General features: G+C 71.5%; 14 protein-coding genes. 6 read left to right on the forward strand and 8 right to left on the reverse strand.

What is annotated here, in order from left to right; genetic code table 11:
- Positions 1-96: 96 nt before the first annotated feature.
- The 3 genes from OG861_RS16385 to OG861_RS16395 all read right to left on the reverse strand — a co-directional run bounded on the left by OG861_RS16385 (position 97) and on the right by OG861_RS16395 (position 2,613).
- Positions 97-1,923 carry an acyl-CoA dehydrogenase gene (locus OG861_RS16385; protein ID WP_329196526.1) on the reverse strand — a complete coding sequence of 609 codons (1,827 nt, stop codon included), beginning with the start codon at positions 1,921-1,923 and terminating at the stop codon, positions 97-99.
- 67 nt (positions 1,924-1,990) lie between these two features.
- Positions 1,991-2,410 (reverse strand): ATP-binding protein, encoded by a 420-nt coding sequence (locus OG861_RS16390; protein WP_329196525.1) that lies wholly within the window; start codon positions 2,408-2,410, stop codon positions 1,991-1,993.
- Positions 2,407-2,613 carry a hypothetical protein gene (locus OG861_RS16395; RefSeq protein WP_329196523.1) on the reverse strand — a complete coding sequence of 69 codons (207 nt, stop codon included), beginning with the start codon at positions 2,611-2,613 and terminating at the stop codon, positions 2,407-2,409. The genes OG861_RS16390 and OG861_RS16395 overlap by 4 nt, the downstream gene beginning before the upstream one ends.
- Before the next feature lie 122 nt (positions 2,614-2,735).
- Here OG861_RS16395 and OG861_RS16400 point away from each other — a divergent pair, with 122 nt between their 5' ends.
- The 4 genes from OG861_RS16400 to OG861_RS16415 all read left to right on the forward strand — a co-directional run bounded on the left by OG861_RS16400 (position 2,736) and on the right by OG861_RS16415 (position 5,456).
- A complete protein-coding gene (locus OG861_RS16400; RefSeq protein ID WP_329196521.1) occupies positions 2,736-3,587 on the forward strand; it encodes a helix-turn-helix domain-containing protein in 852 nt (283 codons plus the stop codon).
- On the forward strand, positions 3,568-3,771 hold the full coding sequence (locus OG861_RS16405; protein WP_329196519.1) for a DUF397 domain-containing protein: 204 nt from the start codon (positions 3,568-3,570) through the stop codon (positions 3,769-3,771). Before OG861_RS16400 ends, OG861_RS16405 begins: the two co-directional genes overlap by 20 nt.
- 48 nt (positions 3,772-3,819) lie before the next feature.
- Entirely contained in the window at positions 3,820-4,278 is a 459-nt protein-coding gene (locus OG861_RS16410) for an SseB family protein (RefSeq protein WP_190185660.1), read from the forward strand.
- Between the two features lie 215 nt (positions 4,279-4,493).
- The gene (locus OG861_RS16415) at positions 4,494-5,456 is read left to right on the forward strand and encodes a pirin family protein (protein ID WP_329196517.1); all 963 of its coding nucleotides are present in this window, start codon (positions 4,494-4,496) and stop codon (positions 5,454-5,456) included.
- Positions 5,457-5,481: 25 nt separating this feature from the next.
- Here the strand turns inward: OG861_RS16415 and OG861_RS16420 are convergent, their stop codons facing one another.
- Together OG861_RS16420 and OG861_RS16425 are read right to left on the reverse strand one after the other, a co-directional pair.
- Positions 5,482-6,534 (reverse strand): AI-2E family transporter, encoded by a 1,053-nt coding sequence (locus tag OG861_RS16420; protein WP_329196515.1) that lies wholly within the window; start codon positions 6,532-6,534, stop codon positions 5,482-5,484.
- Between the two features lie 48 nt (positions 6,535-6,582).
- A complete protein-coding gene (locus OG861_RS16425) occupies positions 6,583-8,895 on the reverse strand; it encodes a SpoIIE family protein phosphatase (RefSeq protein ID WP_329196514.1) in 2,313 nt (770 codons plus the stop codon).
- A gap of 158 nt (positions 8,896-9,053) precedes the next feature.
- Between OG861_RS16425 and aspS the strand changes: the two genes are divergently transcribed.
- Positions 9,054-10,859, forward strand: a complete 1,806-nt coding sequence (gene aspS, locus OG861_RS16430; RefSeq protein WP_329196512.1) for an aspartate--tRNA ligase — start codon at positions 9,054-9,056, stop codon at positions 10,857-10,859.
- 115 nt (positions 10,860-10,974) lie between these two features.
- Here aspS and OG861_RS16435 read toward each other — a convergent pair whose 3' ends face one another.
- From OG861_RS16435 to OG861_RS16445, 3 genes are all read right to left on the reverse strand, one after another.
- A complete protein-coding gene (locus tag OG861_RS16435; protein WP_329196511.1) occupies positions 10,975-12,465 on the reverse strand; it encodes a VWA domain-containing protein in 1,491 nt (496 codons plus the stop codon).
- A 273-nt stretch (positions 12,466-12,738) separates the two neighbouring features.
- Complete coding sequence (locus OG861_RS16440; protein WP_329196510.1) at positions 12,739-14,760, reverse strand: FUSC family protein; 2,022 nt, start codon at positions 14,758-14,760, stop codon at positions 12,739-12,741.
- Between the two features lie 97 nt (positions 14,761-14,857).
- A complete protein-coding gene (locus OG861_RS16445) occupies positions 14,858-15,685 on the reverse strand; it encodes a hypothetical protein (protein WP_329196508.1) in 828 nt (275 codons plus the stop codon).
- A 156-nt stretch (positions 15,686-15,841) separates the two neighbouring features.
- Between OG861_RS16445 and OG861_RS16450 the strand changes: the two genes are divergently transcribed.
- Positions 15,842-16,252: a hypothetical protein gene (locus OG861_RS16450; RefSeq protein ID WP_329196506.1), complete on the forward strand. Its 411-nt coding sequence runs from the start codon at positions 15,842-15,844 to the stop codon at positions 16,250-16,252.
- The last annotated feature ends 17 nt before the right edge of the window (positions 16,253-16,269 follow it).

The following is a 16,269-nucleotide window of genomic DNA, read 5'->3' on the forward strand; positions in this document are numbered from 1 at the left end:
CAGCGGGGCGGTGGCCCGGGCCGTGCGGGGCCCGGCACGACAGCGGCCGGGCCCCCCAGAGGGGGTCCGGCCGTGTGACCGTCCGAGCGGCTCAGCCTAGAACGCGGCCTCGTCGAGCTCCATGAGGCTGTTGTCGACGCTCTCGGCCAGCGCGCGCTGGACCGAGACGCCCGGGAGGACCTCCGCGGCGAAGAACTTCGCGGCGGCGATCTTGCCGGTGTAGAAGGGGACGTCCTTCGCGGAGGCGCCGGCCAGCTTCTCGGCGGCCACGGCGGCGCCCTTGAGCAGCAGGTACCCGACGACGACGTCACCGGATGCCATCAGCAGGCGGGTGGTGTTCTGTCCGACCTTGTAGATGTTCTTGACGTCCTCGCCGGTGGCGGTGAGGTCGACGATCATCTGGCCGACGATGGCCTCCAGGTCGACCGCGGCCTTGGCGAGCGCGTCGCGGGCCGGGGCGAGGTCGTCGCCGCCGACGGCCTCGGCCAGGAACTTCTTGATCGTCTCGGAGAGGACGTTCAGGGAGGCGCCCTGGTCGCGGACGATCTTCCGGAAGAAGAAGTCCTGGCCCTGGATCGCGGTGGTGCCCTCGTAGAGGGTGTCGATCTTCGCGTCCCGGATGTACTGCTCGATCGGGTATTCCTGGAGGTAACCGGAACCGCCGAAGGTCTGCAGCGACTGCGCGAGCTGCTCGTACGACTTCTCCGAGCCGTAGCCCTTCACGATCGGCAGCAGCAGGTCGTTGAGGCCGACCAGCGCGGAGGCGTCCTCGCCCGCGGCCTGCTTGGCCTGGATCTCGTCCTGGATGGACGCGGTGTACAGGACCAGGGCGCGCATGCCCTCCGCGTACGCCTTCTGCGTCATGAGCGAGCGGCGCACGTCGGGGTGGTGGGTGATGGTGACCTTGGGGGCCGTCTTGTCCATGAAGTTGGCCAGGTCCGGGCCCTGCACGCGCTCCTTGGCGTACTCCAGCGCGTTCAGGTAGCCGGTGGAGAGGGTGGCGATGGCCTTCGTGCCGACCATCATCCGGGCGAACTCGATGATCATGAACATCTGGCGGATGCCGTCGTGCTTGTCGCCGATCAGCCAGCCCTTGGCGGGGTGCTGGTCGCCGAAGGTCATCTCGCAGGTGTTCGAGGCCTTGAGGCCCATCTTGTGCTCGACGTTCGTCGCGTAGACGCCGTTGCGCTCGCCCAGCTCGCCGGTCTCCCAGTCGAAGTGGAACTTCGGGACGAGGAAGAGGGACAGGCCCTTGGTGCCCGGGCCGTGGCCCTCGGGGCGGGCGAGGACGTAGTGGAGGATGTTCTCCGACATGTCGTGCTCACCGGACGTGATGAAGCGCTTCACGCCCTCGATGTGCCAGGAGCCGTCGTCCTGCTGGACCGCCTTGGTGCGGCCGGCGCCGACGTCCGAGCCGGCGTCCGGCTCGGTGAGCACCATGGTCGAGCCCCACTGCTTCTCGACCGCGATCTGCGCGATCTTCTTCTGCGCCTCGTTGCCCTCTTCGAAGAGCACGCCGGCGAAGGCCGGACCGGAGGAGTACATCCACACGGCCGGGTTGGCGCCGAGCAGCAGCTCCGCGTAGGCCCAGATGAGGGAGCGGGGCGAGGTGGTGCCGCCGATCTCCTCGGGCAGGCCCAGGCGCCAGTACTCGGAGTCCATGAAGGCCTGGTAGCTCTTCTTGAAGGAGGTCGGGACCGGCGCGGTGTTGGTGGCCGGGTCGAAGACCGGCGGGTTGCGGTCGGCGTCCTCGAAGGAGGCGGCCAGGTCGTTCTCGGCGAGCTTGGTCAGCTCGGCCAGGATGCTCTTGGCGGTCTCGGTGTCCATCTCGCCGAACGGGCCGGTGCCGTACAGCTTGTCGCGGCCGAGCACCTCGAAGAGGTTGAACTCGATGTCGCGGAGATTCGACTTGTAGTGCCCCATGGCGACGGCTCCGTTAAGGCTCGGGGAGACAGGTTCCTCGTACATACCAATCGGTAACAACATGATGCTACCCGCCGGTAATAAGGGCAACCCTCCGGTCCGGACTGTGACCAGGCTCAAGCTCGCACCACACGGTCTTGCATCCCGCGCCCTGTGTCACCCCCCAGCGCAGGGCCACTGCGTCGAGCAGGGCCAGCCCCCGCCCGGACTCCTCGGTTCCGCTCGCCCGGCGCAGTACGGGCCACGCGCGCGGATCGGGGTCGGTGAGCTCGACCCGGGTACGGGCTGCCCTTCCGGTGATCCGCGGGGTGGTGATGCGCAGGGTGACGGGGGTGCCCGCGCCGAGGTGGGTGATCACGTTGGCCAGCAGCTCGCTGACGCAGAGCTGTACGTCGGCGCACGGCTCCCCGAGGTGCTCCCGTACCGCCCGCCTGAGCCCGGACACCGCCTCGGGCGTGGCGAGCAGCCGGATGCTGAGGCCGTTCACCGGTCGGCCAGTACGGCGGCCAGGCGCTGCGCGGTGGCGGTGTTGCAGTTGCCGAGGGTGATCAGGGGCGGGTTGCCGTAGCCGCTGGCGTAGGAGGCGAGGTGGAGGTCGAGGGAGGGCAACGTGATCCCGTGCGCGGCGAGCGCGGCGCGGAGCCGGTCGAGGGCCTCGATCGCCTCGCGGTCGGCGGCGTGTGTGCTCATGGGGGGCTTCCGTTCCGGTGGGGACTGACTGTGACGAACCGCTCACAGCCTGCGGCCGGGGTGCGTACCGTGGGAAGGGTTTCTGGTCCACAGTGCGAGGTGTGGAAAGGCGGGCCCCGACGATGGCCGCACGTAAAGGCATCGATGGATCGGCCAGCGTGCCGGCCTTCTACGGCAAGGAGTTGCGCTGGAAACGCGAGGCGGCAGGCCTGACGCTGGAGCAGACGGTGGAGGGCAGCTTCTACGGGGTCAGCTACCTGAGCGAGATCGAACGGGCCCAGCGGCGGATGCCGTTGGATTTGGCGCGTCATGTGGATGCCGTCCTGAGGACGGACGGCTTCTTCGAGCGGTGCTGCGAGGACGTCCGTAAGGCTCGCAACGGCACCCTCGCGCCGTACTTCGCCCCGGTTGCCGAGATGGAGAAGCGGGCCCGGTCCATCGAGGAGTGGGCCCACGCGATCATCCCCGGGCTGCTGCAGACGGCGCCGTGCACCCGGGCGATCACGCATGTCACGCACCCTCTCGACCTGCCGGAAGAGGTGGACGTGAAGGTGCGGAACCGACTTCAGCGAGGACGGCTCCTTGATGACCCGCAGCGGCCGGAATACTGGGTGATCCTGCACGAGTCGCTGCTGCGGAGCCCACTTTTGCCGCCCGAGGAGATGGCGGATCAGCTGGAACACGTGGCCGCACTGGCGCGCCGCCGCCGGATCGTTCCACAGATCCTTCTGTGGAACGCACCCCTCAGCCCGTTCATGGGGCAGTCGATGAAGCTCATGGAGTTCGACGACGAGCCGCCGGTCATGTACACCGAGGGTCCGTACCACGGCCAACTCATTGACGATCTGGCGCTCGTGAAGCGGTATAGGAAGACATACGATCGGCTCAGGGCCGCCGCACTGCCGTCTGAAGCGTCCCTGGCCATGATCGAATCGACAGCCGAGGACCTACGAAATGGCAAGCAGCGCAGCTGATTTCCCCAAGGCCGTCTGGCGGAAGAGCAGCCACAGCAACGGCGACAACGGCGACTGCGTGGAGGTGGCGGACGGGCTGGACCGGGTCGTGCCCGTGCGGGACTCGAAGCGGCCGGGCGGCCCGGCGATCGTCGTCGCGGCGGCGGCATGGACACCCTTCATCGCCACCCTCAAGGCGTCCTGACCGGAACTCGGCGGTCGGGCGCCCCACCGCCTCGGTAGGCTTCGGCGCATGTACGGCTACGACCAGAACCCGGGTGCCCAGCAGGGCTACGCGCAGCAGCCCCCTCAGGGGTACGCGCAACAGGCGCCGCCGCTGTACCCCGAGCCGTCGCCGCCCTCCCTCGCGGACGCCGTACGGGCCTTCACCACCGGGCAGCTCGCCGCCGAGGACTTCCAGCAGATCTTCGCCACCTCGAAGGTCTACTGCCCCCGCGGCGAGACCCCCGGCTTCCTGGCCCTGCACAACACGCAGCAGCCGGTCATCCCGATGTTCACCACGCTCAAGGAGCTCCGCCGGTACGCCGGCAAGGAGTCCAAGTACTTCGTGATCACCGGCGCCGAGGTCATCGACCTGCTCCCGACCGGGTACGGCTTCGTCCTCGACATGGAGGGCGACCACCGCATGGTCTTCGACGCGAAGGCGGTCGAGCAGATGGTCGACTACGCCATGCGCCGCATGTATGGCTAGACGCCATTGCTGCGCAGGTGGCTAGACGCCATTGCCGCGCAGGCGGCTAGCCGCCCCGCGCGAACGCACCCCCAGCCCGCCCCGCCGATCCGGCGGAGGCGGGCTTCGTCGTGTCTGGGGGCGGGACGGGAATGCGGACGAGTGGGGCGCTGTTCAGTCGGGTGTGGCAGAAAGTTCGACTTTCAACTAAAGTCGAAGCAGAAGGAGGCCCGACCATGCCTGCAGTGACTGTGGAGAACCCGTTGACGCTCCCCCGCGTCGCGGAACCGGCCCAGGAGACCGCCGCCCGTAAGGTGCTGGCCGTCACGACCGCCCCCGGTGGTTTCGAGGGCGAGGGATTCCCGGTGCGCCGCGCGTTCGCCGGGATCAACTACCAGTACCTCGACCCGTTCATCATGATGGACCAGATGGGCGAGGTGGAGTACGCGCCGGGCGAGCCCAAGGGCACCCCCTGGCACCCCCACCGCGGCTTCGAGACCGTGACCTACCTGATCGACGGAACCTTCGTCCACCAGGACAGCAACGGCGGCGGCGGCGTCATCAACGGTGGCGACACGCAGTGGATGACCGCCGGTTCCGGCCTCCTGCACATCGAGGCTCCGCCGGAGTCGCTCGTCGTCAGCGGCGGGCTCTTCCACGGCCTCCAGCTGTGGGTGAACCTCCCCGCCTCCGACAAGATGATGCCCCCGCGCTACCAGGACATCGGTGGCGGCCAGGTGCAGCTGCTGACCACCCCCGACGGCGGCTCGCTGCTCCGCGTGATCGCCGGTGAGCTCGACGGGCACCAGGGCCCGGGCATCACCCACACCCCGATCACGATGATCCACGCGACCGTCACCCCGGGCGCACAGATCACCCTCCCGTGGCGCGAGGACTTCAACGCCCTCGCCTACGTCATGGCCGGGCGCGGCTCGGTCGGCGAGGACCGGCGGCCCGTCCAGACCGGGCAGACCGCCGTGTTCGGCGAGGGCGGCTCGCTCACGGTGCGTGCGGACGCCTCGCAGGACTCCAACGCCCCCGCGCTGGAGATCGTCCTGCTCGGCGGCCGGCCCATCCGGGAGCCGATGGCGCACTACGGACCGTTCGTGATGAACAGCAAGCACGAACTCCAGCAGGCGTTCGACGACTTCCAGGCCGGTCGGCTGGGGACCGTACCCACCACGGCGCGCACGCGCTGAGCCGGGGACAGCGGGCAGAACACCGTCACACGGTGGTCTGCCCGCTCGCCGCGTAACGGGCGCGCAGCTCGGACAGCACCCCGGACGCGGCGGCCGTCAGCGGTACGGCGAGCAGCATGCCGAGGATCCCCGCGACGCTCGCCCCCGCCGTGATGGCGAGCATGACCGCCGCCGGGTGCATCTGCACCGTGCGGCTCTGGATCAGCGGCTGCAGGACGTGCCCCTCCAGCACCTGGACGGCGAGCACCACGCCCAGCGCCCACAGCCCGATCACCCAGCCCCGGTCGGCGAGGGCGACGAGGACGGCGAGCGCCCCGGAGATGAAGGCGCCCAGGTACGGGATGTAGGCGCCGACGAACACCAGCGCGCCGAGTCCCAACGCCCCGGGCACCCGCAGCACCAGCAGACCGGCGGTGATGCACAGGGCGTCGATCAGCGCGATGAAGGTGGTCCCGCGCATGAACCCCTCGACGGCCTTGTAGGCGCGCCGCGCCACGGCCTCGACGGTGTCGCCGGTGGCGGCGGGCGCGAGGGAGCGCAGCGCGCCGGCGACCCGGTCGGAGTCGCGCAGGAAGAAGAAGATCAGCAGGAGCGCGAGCACGCTGGTCGCGATCAACTCGCCGACGACGCTGAGGCCGGTGATCACGCCGGAGGCGGCCGTACCGCCGAACTTGGTCAGCAGCTCCCTGGCGTTCTTGGCGAGGTCCTGCAGCGAGGTTCCCGCCACGCCGAAGTGCGCCCTCAGGCCCTCCCCGGCGCGCCGCAGCGAGGCGAGGATCTCGTCACCGGTGTCGATGAGCGCCGTGACGATGACGTAGCCGGCCCCGCCCACGACGGCGACGACGGCCAGGCAGGTCAGCGCGGCGGCGAGGGACCGGTTCACCCCCAGCCCGACCAGCCGCCGGTGCAGCGGCCCGAGCAGTGCGGTGCCGAGCAGGGCGAGCAGTACGGGCGTGAGGGCGGCCTTGAAGACGACGCACAGCCACACGCCGACGGCGAGCACTCCGGCAACCAGCAGCACGACCACGCACCAGGCGGCGAGGCGCCGCACCGGCCCGGGCAGAAGGGGAGTCACCACGGCTGCATCCAACCACGCACGCCCGGCGCTTCCCGGGCAGGCCGGGCGTCAGCCGTCGGAGTCTTCGGCCTTCGCCTGCTCGCGCAGCTCGAACCAGATCGACTTGCCCTCGCCGCGGGGGTCGACGCCCCACGCGTCGGCCAGCATCTCCATCAGCAGCACCCCGCGGCCGCTGGACGCCATCTCGCCCGGGTGCCGTTTGTGCGGCAGCTCGTCGCTGGAGTCCGCGACCTCCACGCGCAGCCGCCGGGTCCCCAGCTCGCCCAGGGCCTCCGCGACCAGCAGCGCGTCGCCGTCGGTGTGCGTCAGCACGTTGGTCAGCATCTCGGAGACCATCAGCTCCGCGGAGTCGACCTGGTCGGGGTCCGCCCAGTCGTGGAGCAGCTCCCGCACCTGCCGGCGCGCCCCGGAGATCCGTTCCGGCTCGGCCTGGGCCACGGTCAGCACGGTGCGCCGGGCCGGGCGGGTGTGGGGGGACACCGAGGTGCCGCAGCCGCAGCCCCCGCCCTCGCGGCACAGCAGGACCACGGCTATGTCGTCCTCGCGCCGGTCGGCCAGCGGCCCGGTGGTGTGGTGCGAGGACGGGCCGTGGACGGCCTGGACCAGCAGGTCGGCGAGCTTTTCGAGGTGCTCCGCGTCCGGTCCCCCGGTTTCCGGCCCGCCGGCCGGGTCCTCGGCTTCGAGGACGGCCCGCAGCCGTGCCCAGCCGGTGTCCAGGTCGTGGCCGCCGGTCTCGATGAGGCCGTCGGTGCACAGCATCAGCGTCTCGCCCGGTTCGAGGGTGAAGCAGGTGGTGGGGTAGTCGGCGTCGGGGACGATCCCGAGCGGGAGTCCGCCCGCCGTCGGCCGCATCAGGACCGTGCCGTCGGTCATCCGGACCACCGGGTCGGGGTGGCCGGCGCGGGCCACCTCCAGCCGGCCGGTCCGGGGGTCGCACTCCATGTAGAGGCAGGTGGCGAAGCGCGGGCTGGTGTAGTCCGGGTCGGGGCCGCCCTCGGCGTACCCCCCGTCGGTGTACGAGGAGGCGGATCCGCCGTCACGGCCGCCGCCGTACCTGCCGCCGTACCCACCGCCGTATTCGCCGCCGTATCCGCCGTCGTACCCGTCGGCGTAGCCGCGGGGGCCGTCCTTCTCCTGCGAGGAGCACAGCCCGTCGAGGAAGCGGGAGGCCCGGGAGAGCACCGCGTCCGGGCGGTGCCCCTCGGAGGCGTAGGCGCGGACCGCGATGCGCAGCTGTCCCATCAGGCCCGCGGCGCGGACGTCGTGGCCCTGGACGTCCCCGATGACCAGCGCGAACCGGCCGGAGGGCAGCGGGATCATGTCGTACCAGTCGCCGCCGACCTGGAGCCCGCCGCCGGTGGGGACGTACCGGGCGGCGATCCGCATGCCAGGGATTTCGGGGCCCAGCTGCGGCATCATCGAGCGTTGCAGGCCGGTGGTGAGTTCCCGTTCGGACTCCGTCACCCCGGCGCGCTGGAGGGCCTGCGCCAGCATCCGCGCCACCGTGGTCAGCACGGACCGCTCGTCCGGCGAGAAGGACACCGGGTGCTTGAAGGCCGCCATCCACGCCCCCATGGTCCGCCCGGCCACGATCAGGGGGACGAAGGCCCAGGAGGACCGGCCGAAGGGCTCGGCCAGCGGCCAGGTCGCGGGGAAGCGCCGCTTGTACTCCTCGGAGGTGGGCAGGTAGACCGCCCGGCCGGTGCGGACCACCTCCGCGGCCGGATAGGCCGTGTCCAGCCGCATCTCGGTGAAGGGGGTCTCGTCCCCCGGGCCGTGCCCGTGGTGGCCGATGATCGACAGCCGGTCCCCGTCCACGCCGAAGACGGCCAGCCCGTCGGGGCTGAACCCCGGCATCGAGAGGGAGGCGGCGACCCGGAGCACCTCCGCCGTCGACCGGGCCTCGGCCAGCGCCCGGCCCGCGTCCAGCAGGAAGGCCTCGCGGGAGCGCCGCCAGTCGCCGGTGATCGGGGTGTGCGCGGCGGTCGTGCCCGGCTGCGGCTCGGCGATCTCCTGGACCGTGCCGATCAGCTCGTAGTCGATCCTGCCGTGCGTGGTGGCGGCCGGCACCGGTTTGGAGCGGCTGCGTACGGTGCGCAGCACGCGCCCGTCCGCGTCGACGATCCGCAGCCGGGCCTCGGCGAGGGTGCCCTCGGCGACGGCCAGGTCCACGATGGCCTTGATCTCGTTCCAGTCGACCGGGTGGAACCGCGACCGTACGGCCACCTCGGGCAGGACGGCCGGCTCGGCGGGCAGCCCGAGCAGCCGGGCGGCCTCGCTGTCGAGAGCGACCATCCCGGAGGCGTTGTCCCATCGCCACAGGCCGGTCGCGATCGCGGCCAGGACGTCCTCGGTGCGCACCAGGTCATCTTTACAGCTGACCTGCCCGGGCTGCCTGTTCAGGGCGCCTCCGCCGCCCCCACCCGGCCCTCGACGGCCGCGCCAGCGCGGTACCCGTCCCGGACGGTAACCTTGTGAGGGTTGAATCCACCCTGGTATCGCGAAGAACTGGATGACTGATGCATCGGTACAGGTCCCACACGTGCGGCGAGCTTCGTGCCTCCGACGTCAACGCTGACGTCCGGCTGAGCGGCTGGGTGCACAACCGTCGAGACCTGGGCGGCATCCTCTTCATCGATCTGCGCGATCACTACGGCATCACGCAGCTCGTCGCCCGTCCCGGCACCGCCGCGAACGAGGCGCTGAGCAGCGTCAGCAAGGAGACCGTCGTCCGGATCGACGGCAAGGTCGTCTCCCGCGGCGCGGACAACGTCAACCCCGAGCTGCCCACCGGCGAGATCGAGATCGAGGTCTCCGAGGTCGAGGTGCTCGGCGCGGCCGGCCCGCTGCCCTTCACCATCAACACCGACGACGGTGTGAACGAGGAGCGGCGCCTGGAGTACCGCTTCCTCGACCTGCGCCGCGAGCGCATGCACCGCAACATCATGCTGCGCTCGGCCGTCATCGCCTCCATCCGCTCCAAGATGGTGGCCCTCGGCTTCAACGAGATGGCGACCCCGATCCTCACCGCGACCTCCCCCGAGGGCGCCCGTGACTTCGTCGTCCCCTCCCGCCTGAACCCGGGCAAGTTCTACGCCCTCCCGCAGGCGCCGCAGCAGTTCAAGCAGCTGCTGATGATCTCCGGCTTCGACCGCTACTTCCAGATCGCGCCCTGCTTCCGCGACGAGGACGCCCGCGCCGACCGCTCGCCGGGCGAGTTCTACCAGCTCGACGTCGAGATGTCCTTCGTGGAGCAGGAGGACGTCTTCCAGCCCATCGAGAAGCTGATGACCGAGCTCTTCACCGAGTTCGGCGGCGGCCGCGCGGTCACCTCGCCGTTCCCGCGGATCCCGTTCCGCGAGTCGATGCTCAAGTACGGCAACGACAAGCCCGACCTGCGCGCCAAGCTGGAGCTCGTCGACATCTCCGACGTCTTCGAGGGCTCGGAGTTCAAGGCGTTCGCCGGCAAGCACGTGCGTGCGCTGGCCGTCCCGGACACCGCCGGGCAGCCGCGCAAGTTCTTCGACGGCCTGGGCGAGTACGCGATCTCGCTGGGCGCCAAGGGCCTGGCCTGGGTGCGGGTGGGCGAGGACGGCGCCCTGACGGGCCCCATCGCCAAGTTCCTCACCGAGGAGAACGTCAAGGTCCTCACCGAGCGTCTCGGCCTGGCCGCCGGGCACGCGGTGTTCTTCGGCGCGGGCGAGTTCGACGAGGTCTCCAAGATCATGGGCCCGGTCCGGGTCGAGGCCGCCAAGCGCGCGGGCCAGTTCGAGGAGAACGTCTTCCGCTTCTGCTGGATCGTCGACTTCCCGATGTACGAGAAGGACGAGGAGACCGGCAAGATCGACTTCTCCCACAACCCCTTCTCCATGCCGCAGGGCGGCATGAAGGACCTGGAGGAGAAGGACCCGCTCGACATCCTGGCCTGGCAGTACGACATCGTCTGCAACGGCATCGAGCTGTCCTCCGGCGCCATCCGCAACCACGAGCCCGAGGTCATGCTCAAGGCCTTCGAGATCGCCGGTTACGACGCCGAGACCGTCGAGCGGGAGTTCGCCGGCATGCTGCGCGCGTTCCGCCTGGGCGCCCCGCCGCACGGTGGCATCGCCCCCGGCGTCGACCGCATCGTGATGCTGCTGGCCGACGAGCCGAACATCCGCGAGACGATCGCCTTCCCGCTGAACGGCAACGCGCAGGACCTGATGATGGGCGCGCCGACGGTGCTGGAGGAGTCCCGCCTGCGCGAGCTGAACATCGCGCTCCGCAAGCCGGTGGAGACCAAGACCGGCGAGCCGGTCGAGAAGGCGGTCAAGCCGCACCAGTAGGCCGCGGGGCGCTAGCCACGGACGTGCCGAAGGGCCCGGGATCGGATGATCCCGGGCCCTTCGGGCTGTACTGCGCCGTGCGGCGGGCGCGGCGGTCGGTCAGGGACGGTCTCGGTCAGGGACGGTCGAGGAAGCCGTCGAGGACGCCCTTGAGGAGGGCCGCCGAGGTCAGCTCGGACGGCGCGGGCCCGGCGTGGAAGAAACCGGTGTGCGGAGCGTCCAGCTTGCGCAGGAAGTCGAAGGCCTTGGAGTCGTGGTCGCCGAAGGCGACGAACTGCCAGTGGATGTCGTGGGCGGCCGCGTCGGCGATGGCCTGCTTGGCGGGCTGGCGGTTGTCCGGTGCCCCGTCGGTCTGGAACACCACGAGCGCGCGGTGGTCGCCACCGTCCTTCCGGTACCGCTCGACGACCGCCTCGACGGCCACGTGGTAGCTGGTGCGGCCCATGCGGCCCAGTTCGGCGTGACGGGACTCGACCCAGGCGGCGTCGTGGGCGTCCAGGGTGAGGTCGGCGGTGCCGTCCACCTCGGTGGAGAAGAAGACGGTGTGCACGGTCGCGTCCGCGTCGAGGTGCGCGGCGAGGGCCAGGGCGTGGTCGGCGAGGTACTGGGCGCTGCCGTCCTTGTAGAACCCGCGCATGGAGCCGGAGCGGTCGAGGACCAGGTACACCTTGGCGCGCGCCCCGGCCTGCCCCTTGCCGCGCAGCACCTGACCGGCCGCCTTGTAGGCACCCGCCACTTCGGGCGCCTGCCGCTTCACGGCGGCGAGCGCGACGGCGGGGCCGACCTCGGGAGCGGCGCTCTGGGGCTCCGCCTCGGCGGCGGCGGCCACCGGCTCCGGCTCGGCGACGGGCTCGGGCTGGGGCTCGGGAGTGGCCTCCGGCTCCGGCTCGGCTGCAGCGACGGGCTCCGGCTCGGCCTCTGCGGCGGGCTCGGGAGTGGCTTTCGGCTCCGGCTCGGCGACGGGCTCGGGCTGGGGCTCGGCTGCGGCGACGGGCTCGGGAGTGGCCTCCGGCTCGGGCTCAGTGACGGGCTCCGCCTCGGCGGCGGCGACGGCCACGGGCTCCGGCTCTGCTGCGGGCTCGGGCTCGGCGGCGACGGCCACCGGCTCCGGCTCGGCCTCGGCGGCGGGCTCCGGCTCGGCCTCGGCGGCGGGCTCCGGCTGGGAGGCGGTGGTCGGCTCCGGTTCGGGGGTCGGGGTGGGTTCCGCTTCGGCCGTCGGTTCGGCGGCGGCGGGGGCTGCCTCCGGCTCCGCTTCCGCGACCGGCTCGGCCTTAGGCGTCGGCCGGCCCGACTGCGCAATCGGCGCGGGCGAGCCACCGGTTGGGCCTTCCGAAGTGGTCGCGGGCGACGGCCGGCGCGCCTCCGGGACCGTCGGGTCCGTCGTCTGGGTCGGCGCCGTCAGCACGGTCCCCGGCTCGCGATCGCGCGGCGCGGACTGCGGCGGGACCGTCGGGTTGTCGAAGGACGCCGCCACCAAGTCGGCCGCCACGTCCAGCGGCGTGCGTTCGGTCTGGCTCGGGACGGCCGCCGACGGGGCGTCCGACGAATCCGGAACGGGTTCGGCAGACCGTCCGAACACCTTGCGCAACAAGCTCCGAATACCCATGGGCCAGGCCTTTCGCATGTGTGCGTGCGTCATTTGTCCGTGCTGCGCGGTAGATCCCTACCCAGAGTGGACACGTAAGGTTATCGGCCCCTTGGCTGGATCGTCGGCAGGGGCGCCAATCGTGGCGTTCCTGTCACCTGCGCACTCCGGGCGCCCTGCGGGAACTCCCCCCCTCGCCCCGCCCGATTCACGCAGCGTTCATCTCCGCGACACGGCATCCGTGCGACCCCACAGGGGGTTTCACGTGAAACATCCGCTTTCCGCGGCGGGGCGTCAGTGTTCCGTGGCGATGGCGCGGGCGGCGGCGATCTCTTGGTGGAGCGGGGCAAGGACGGAGTCCTCCATGCCCGGTGGGGGTGGGGCGATGCGGACCTCGGCCGGGGTCCTGCTGGTCCGCACGCCCTCCGCCAGGCCCCGGAGTTCGGCAGTGGCGGCCGCCACCTCCTCGGGACCGGGCGGCTCGGCCCCGTGGTTGACCCGTACCCGGGCGGCGGTCGTGGCGTCCACGATCCGCTCGACGGCCACGACCAGCGGCCACCACGCGGCGGCCCGCGCCCCTGTGGGCGGGGGCTCGGTCAGCGCCCGCTGGAACTCGCTCCGCACCCCCGACAGCTCGCGGTAGATCCGCCGCCGGGCCTGCAGCCTGACGGTCCGCGCCGCCGCCTCGTCGGCATCGGTCGCGTCAGCGGCGCCGAACGCCCGCTCCACGTACCGGGCCGAGTCCTCGACGGCGTCGGCCAGCCGGTCCCCGATCCGGGTGTGCCAGCTCTCGGGCCACAGCAGGTACCCCGCGACCAGGGTGATGGCACAGCCGATCAGGCTGTCCAGCAGCCGGGGCCAGATCAGGTCGAAGCCCTGGTGGTTGAGCTGGTCCGACAGCAGCAGGATCACCGGGGTGATCGCGGCGGTCTGGAAGGCGTACCCCTTGACGGTCAACGCCGGGATCAGCGCGGCGAGTACCGCCATGACCGGTACGTCCCACCACCCCCGCGGTACCTCGGAGAGCACGGCGGCGGCCAGGACCAGTCCGCCCGCCGTACCCAGAGCCCGCAGAACCGCCCGGGAGAACACCGAGCCGAAGTCGGGCTTGAGGACGAAGGTGACCGTCAGCGCGACCCAGTACGAACGCTCGACCGGCACCAGCGAGACCAGCGCCTGCGCCAGCCCGATGCACAGGGCGAGCCGCAGTCCGTACCGCCAGGAAGCGCCCGACAGCACCATGTCGCGCACCGCCCGCCGGGCCCGGTCACGCAGTGCGGCCGGCCTGCCGAGCCGGTCGTCGGCGTTGTACGGGTCCCCGTCGTCCCGGTACACGACCGCCGCCGCGTGCCGCAGAGCCGCGTCGATGGCCCGCTGGGACGGTCCGTACGGGGCCGGAAGGTCCAGGGCGGGCTCCCGTTCCCCGCTGCGGCCCTCTTCGACGGCCTGGGCCAGCTCCCGTACGGCCGCCGGGACCTCGGGTGGCAGCGGGCGGCCGCTCAGGTGCGCGGCGGGCGCCGCGTCGACGAGCGGGATCAGTACGTTCAGCTGGGCGAGCATCCGCACGAGGGACGGGTTGCGCCCGTGGTCCCGGGCGCGACGGCCGAGGATGAGGTCGTAGGCCTGGTTCAGGGCCTGGGTGACCTCCAGGCGCCGTTCCTCGTACCCGGATCCGCCCGCGGCTTCGAGGGCGTCGGCGAGGGACCGGTAGCAGGCGGCGACCGCGGCCCGTTCGGGTTGCCGCCCGCGCAGCGGCCAGCCCAGCAGGGTCAGCGCCAGTACGAACAGTCCGCCGGCGGCGAGCAGCAGGGGCGCGGTCCACCAGGGTTCGGGGAGCGGCAGCCCGGCGCCCACCGCGGCGTTGAGCAGGAGCAGCAGTCCGGAGACGGACGCGACGGTGCCGATCGAGGAGATCATCCCGGACACGAGGGCGATCAGGGTGAGGGCGCCCACCGCGAGCCAGCCCTGCCCGAAGACGAGCGTTCCCAGGGCGACACCGACGGCGCCGAACAGCTGGGGCACGGCGATGTTGAGGATCCGCATCCGGTAGGCGTCGGCGGTGTCCCCGATCACCCCGGACAGGGCGCCCATCGAAACGAGCGCGCCGTATTCGGGCTCGTCGAGGGCGAAGCCGATGGCGAGGGGGGTCGCCATCGCGATCCCGGCGCGCACGACGGCTGCCCAGGGCACGGGGGCCCGGCTCGGCCGCAACCCCCTCAGCAGCCAGGCGGGCGGGGCCAGTGGGATCTGTCGGGCGGCGGCCCGGGCCCGTTGCTGCCCGGGCGGTATGTGCTCGGTGGGTCGTTCGCTGGTCATTCCGCTTCCGTGGCGCCGCTCGCGAATCGGTTCTGCTGAGCTGTGGAGGTTCTACGGGGGTCTGTGGAGTTCTGGGCCCGTTGCGTACGTTCCGAGCTTATGGGGTGCGGCGCAGTCGTCCGGTCAGCCAGGCGGCCAGCGCGGCGGCGAGTCCGATGGCCAGCACCAGCCATGCGGTGGTGCGCAGGAACGAGGTCAGGGCGTCGTACACCGCGCCGGCGGCCGGGCGGTCGACGTCGGGCGGCAGATCGTCCAGGGTCAGGCGACGGCAGACCTCCACCGTGATCCACAGCAGCGCCGCCCCGACGGCGAGCCCGATACCGGTGGCCACCACGGCACGCCTGCGCCGCACGGCGACGGCGACCGCCGCCAGGGCGAGCACGACGGTCAGCAGGGGAAGCCATACGCCGGCGATCTGGAGCATGCGGAATCCTTCCCGGAGCGCGCCGAGATCGTCGTACTCCATGACCTTCACGGACAGGTGCGTGACGGGGATGCGGTCCGCGAACGGGACCCCGTCCGCTATGAGTTCCCCTTTGACTTCGGCGAGCACGGGCGCCAGGTCGATGGTCACGGCGTCTCCGTGCCCGGTCGTCAGCGCGCGGAAGAAGGCAGCGTGCGCGGCGCGGTTGGCGGCGTCCCACGCCGTCCGGTACGCCGGTGTCCCGACGAAGGACCGCAGGGCCTCGCCGAGCAGGGTGTCGACACTGCCCTGGAAGGGTCCGGCGTCGATCTGACCGGCCAGGGCGCGGGTGCCCTGGGTGACCACCACGTTCTGCACGGCGGGATCACGGGCGAGCGGGGACATGGCGGCGGTGTAGCGGCCGGCGTCACCCAGCTCCCGGTCGGCCCAGTACGCGACGGCGCTCGCGGGCACCAGGAGGGCCACGAGCACGATCAGTACCGCCGACAGCGAGGTGCGCACGTCCCCAGGGAACGCCCTCGGGGCCCCGCCGGGCCAGCTCGGTTGCTGCGTACGGGTGACCCCCCACCCGGCGCGTCGCCCGGGTGGCCGGGGTGATCCACTTGCCGCCCCGGGACGGCGGGTGTGCCCTGGAGGGTGGACAGAGAGGAGCCCGCCATGGCACACGCGGCACCCACCGCTCCCCGTCAGCACCATCGGATGACAGGGGCGGACATCCGGCACATCAGCAAGAGCGCACTGACGGTCCCCCTGCTGATGGGCCTCGTCTACGGCGTCTGGGCGGCCTTCATCAACCGCCAGATGGGCCCGGTCGACGCCGGCAACGTCTTCTACGGGATCCTGTGCGGCGTCGTCTTCGCCGCCTGCGTGTTCGTCCTCGCCCGGTTCGGCTCCCGCTTGGTGCGCGAACTGCACGCGGCCGCCTGGGGCGCCTTCGCGGGCATCGCCATGGGCTACCTGTTCAGCCAGACCAATGAATCCGTGCTCCGGTCGGCGGGGATCGGCCTGGCCGTCGGCGTGGGCACCACCCTCGTCGCGTTCTACCGCTACCACTCGATCGAGGACTGACCCGCGACGCGCCGTCC

The sequence above is a fragment of the Streptomyces sp. NBC_00539 genome, assembly GCF_036346105.1.
In the GTDB taxonomy this organism is placed as follows: Bacteria; Actinomycetota; Actinomycetes; order Streptomycetales; family Streptomycetaceae; genus Streptomyces.

Bases quoted from the DNA above. Each gene is read 5' to 3' on its own strand.
- OG861_RS16405 (WP_329196519.1), top strand. From the start codon at position 3,568: ATGGCAAGCAGCGCAGCTGATTTCCCCAAGGCCGTCTGGCGGAAGAGC.
- OG861_RS16410 (WP_190185660.1), top strand. From the start codon at position 3,820: ATGTACGGCTACGACCAGAACCCGGGTGCCCAGCAGGGCTACGCGCAG.
- OG861_RS16415 (WP_329196517.1), top strand. From the start codon at position 4,494: ATGCCTGCAGTGACTGTGGAGAACCCGTTGACGCTCCCCCGCGTCGCG.
- OG861_RS16435 (WP_329196511.1), bottom strand. From the start codon at position 12,465: ATGGGTATTCGGAGCTTGTTGCGCAAGGTGTTCGGACGGTCTGCCGAA.
- aspS (WP_329196512.1), top strand. From the start codon at position 9,054: ATGCATCGGTACAGGTCCCACACGTGCGGCGAGCTTCGTGCCTCCGAC.
- OG861_RS16450 (WP_329196506.1), top strand. From the start codon at position 15,842: ATGGCACACGCGGCACCCACCGCTCCCCGTCAGCACCATCGGATGACA.
- OG861_RS16385 (WP_329196526.1), bottom strand. From the start codon at position 1,923: ATGGGGCACTACAAGTCGAATCTCCGCGACATCGAGTTCAACCTCTTC.
- OG861_RS16395 (WP_329196523.1), bottom strand. From the start codon at position 2,613: ATGAGCACACACGCCGCCGACCGCGAGGCGATCGAGGCCCTCGACCGG.
- OG861_RS16440 (WP_329196510.1), bottom strand. From the start codon at position 14,760: ATGACCAGCGAACGACCCACCGAGCACATACCGCCCGGGCAGCAACGG.
- OG861_RS16400 (WP_329196521.1), top strand. From the start codon at position 2,736: ATGGCCGCACGTAAAGGCATCGATGGATCGGCCAGCGTGCCGGCCTTC.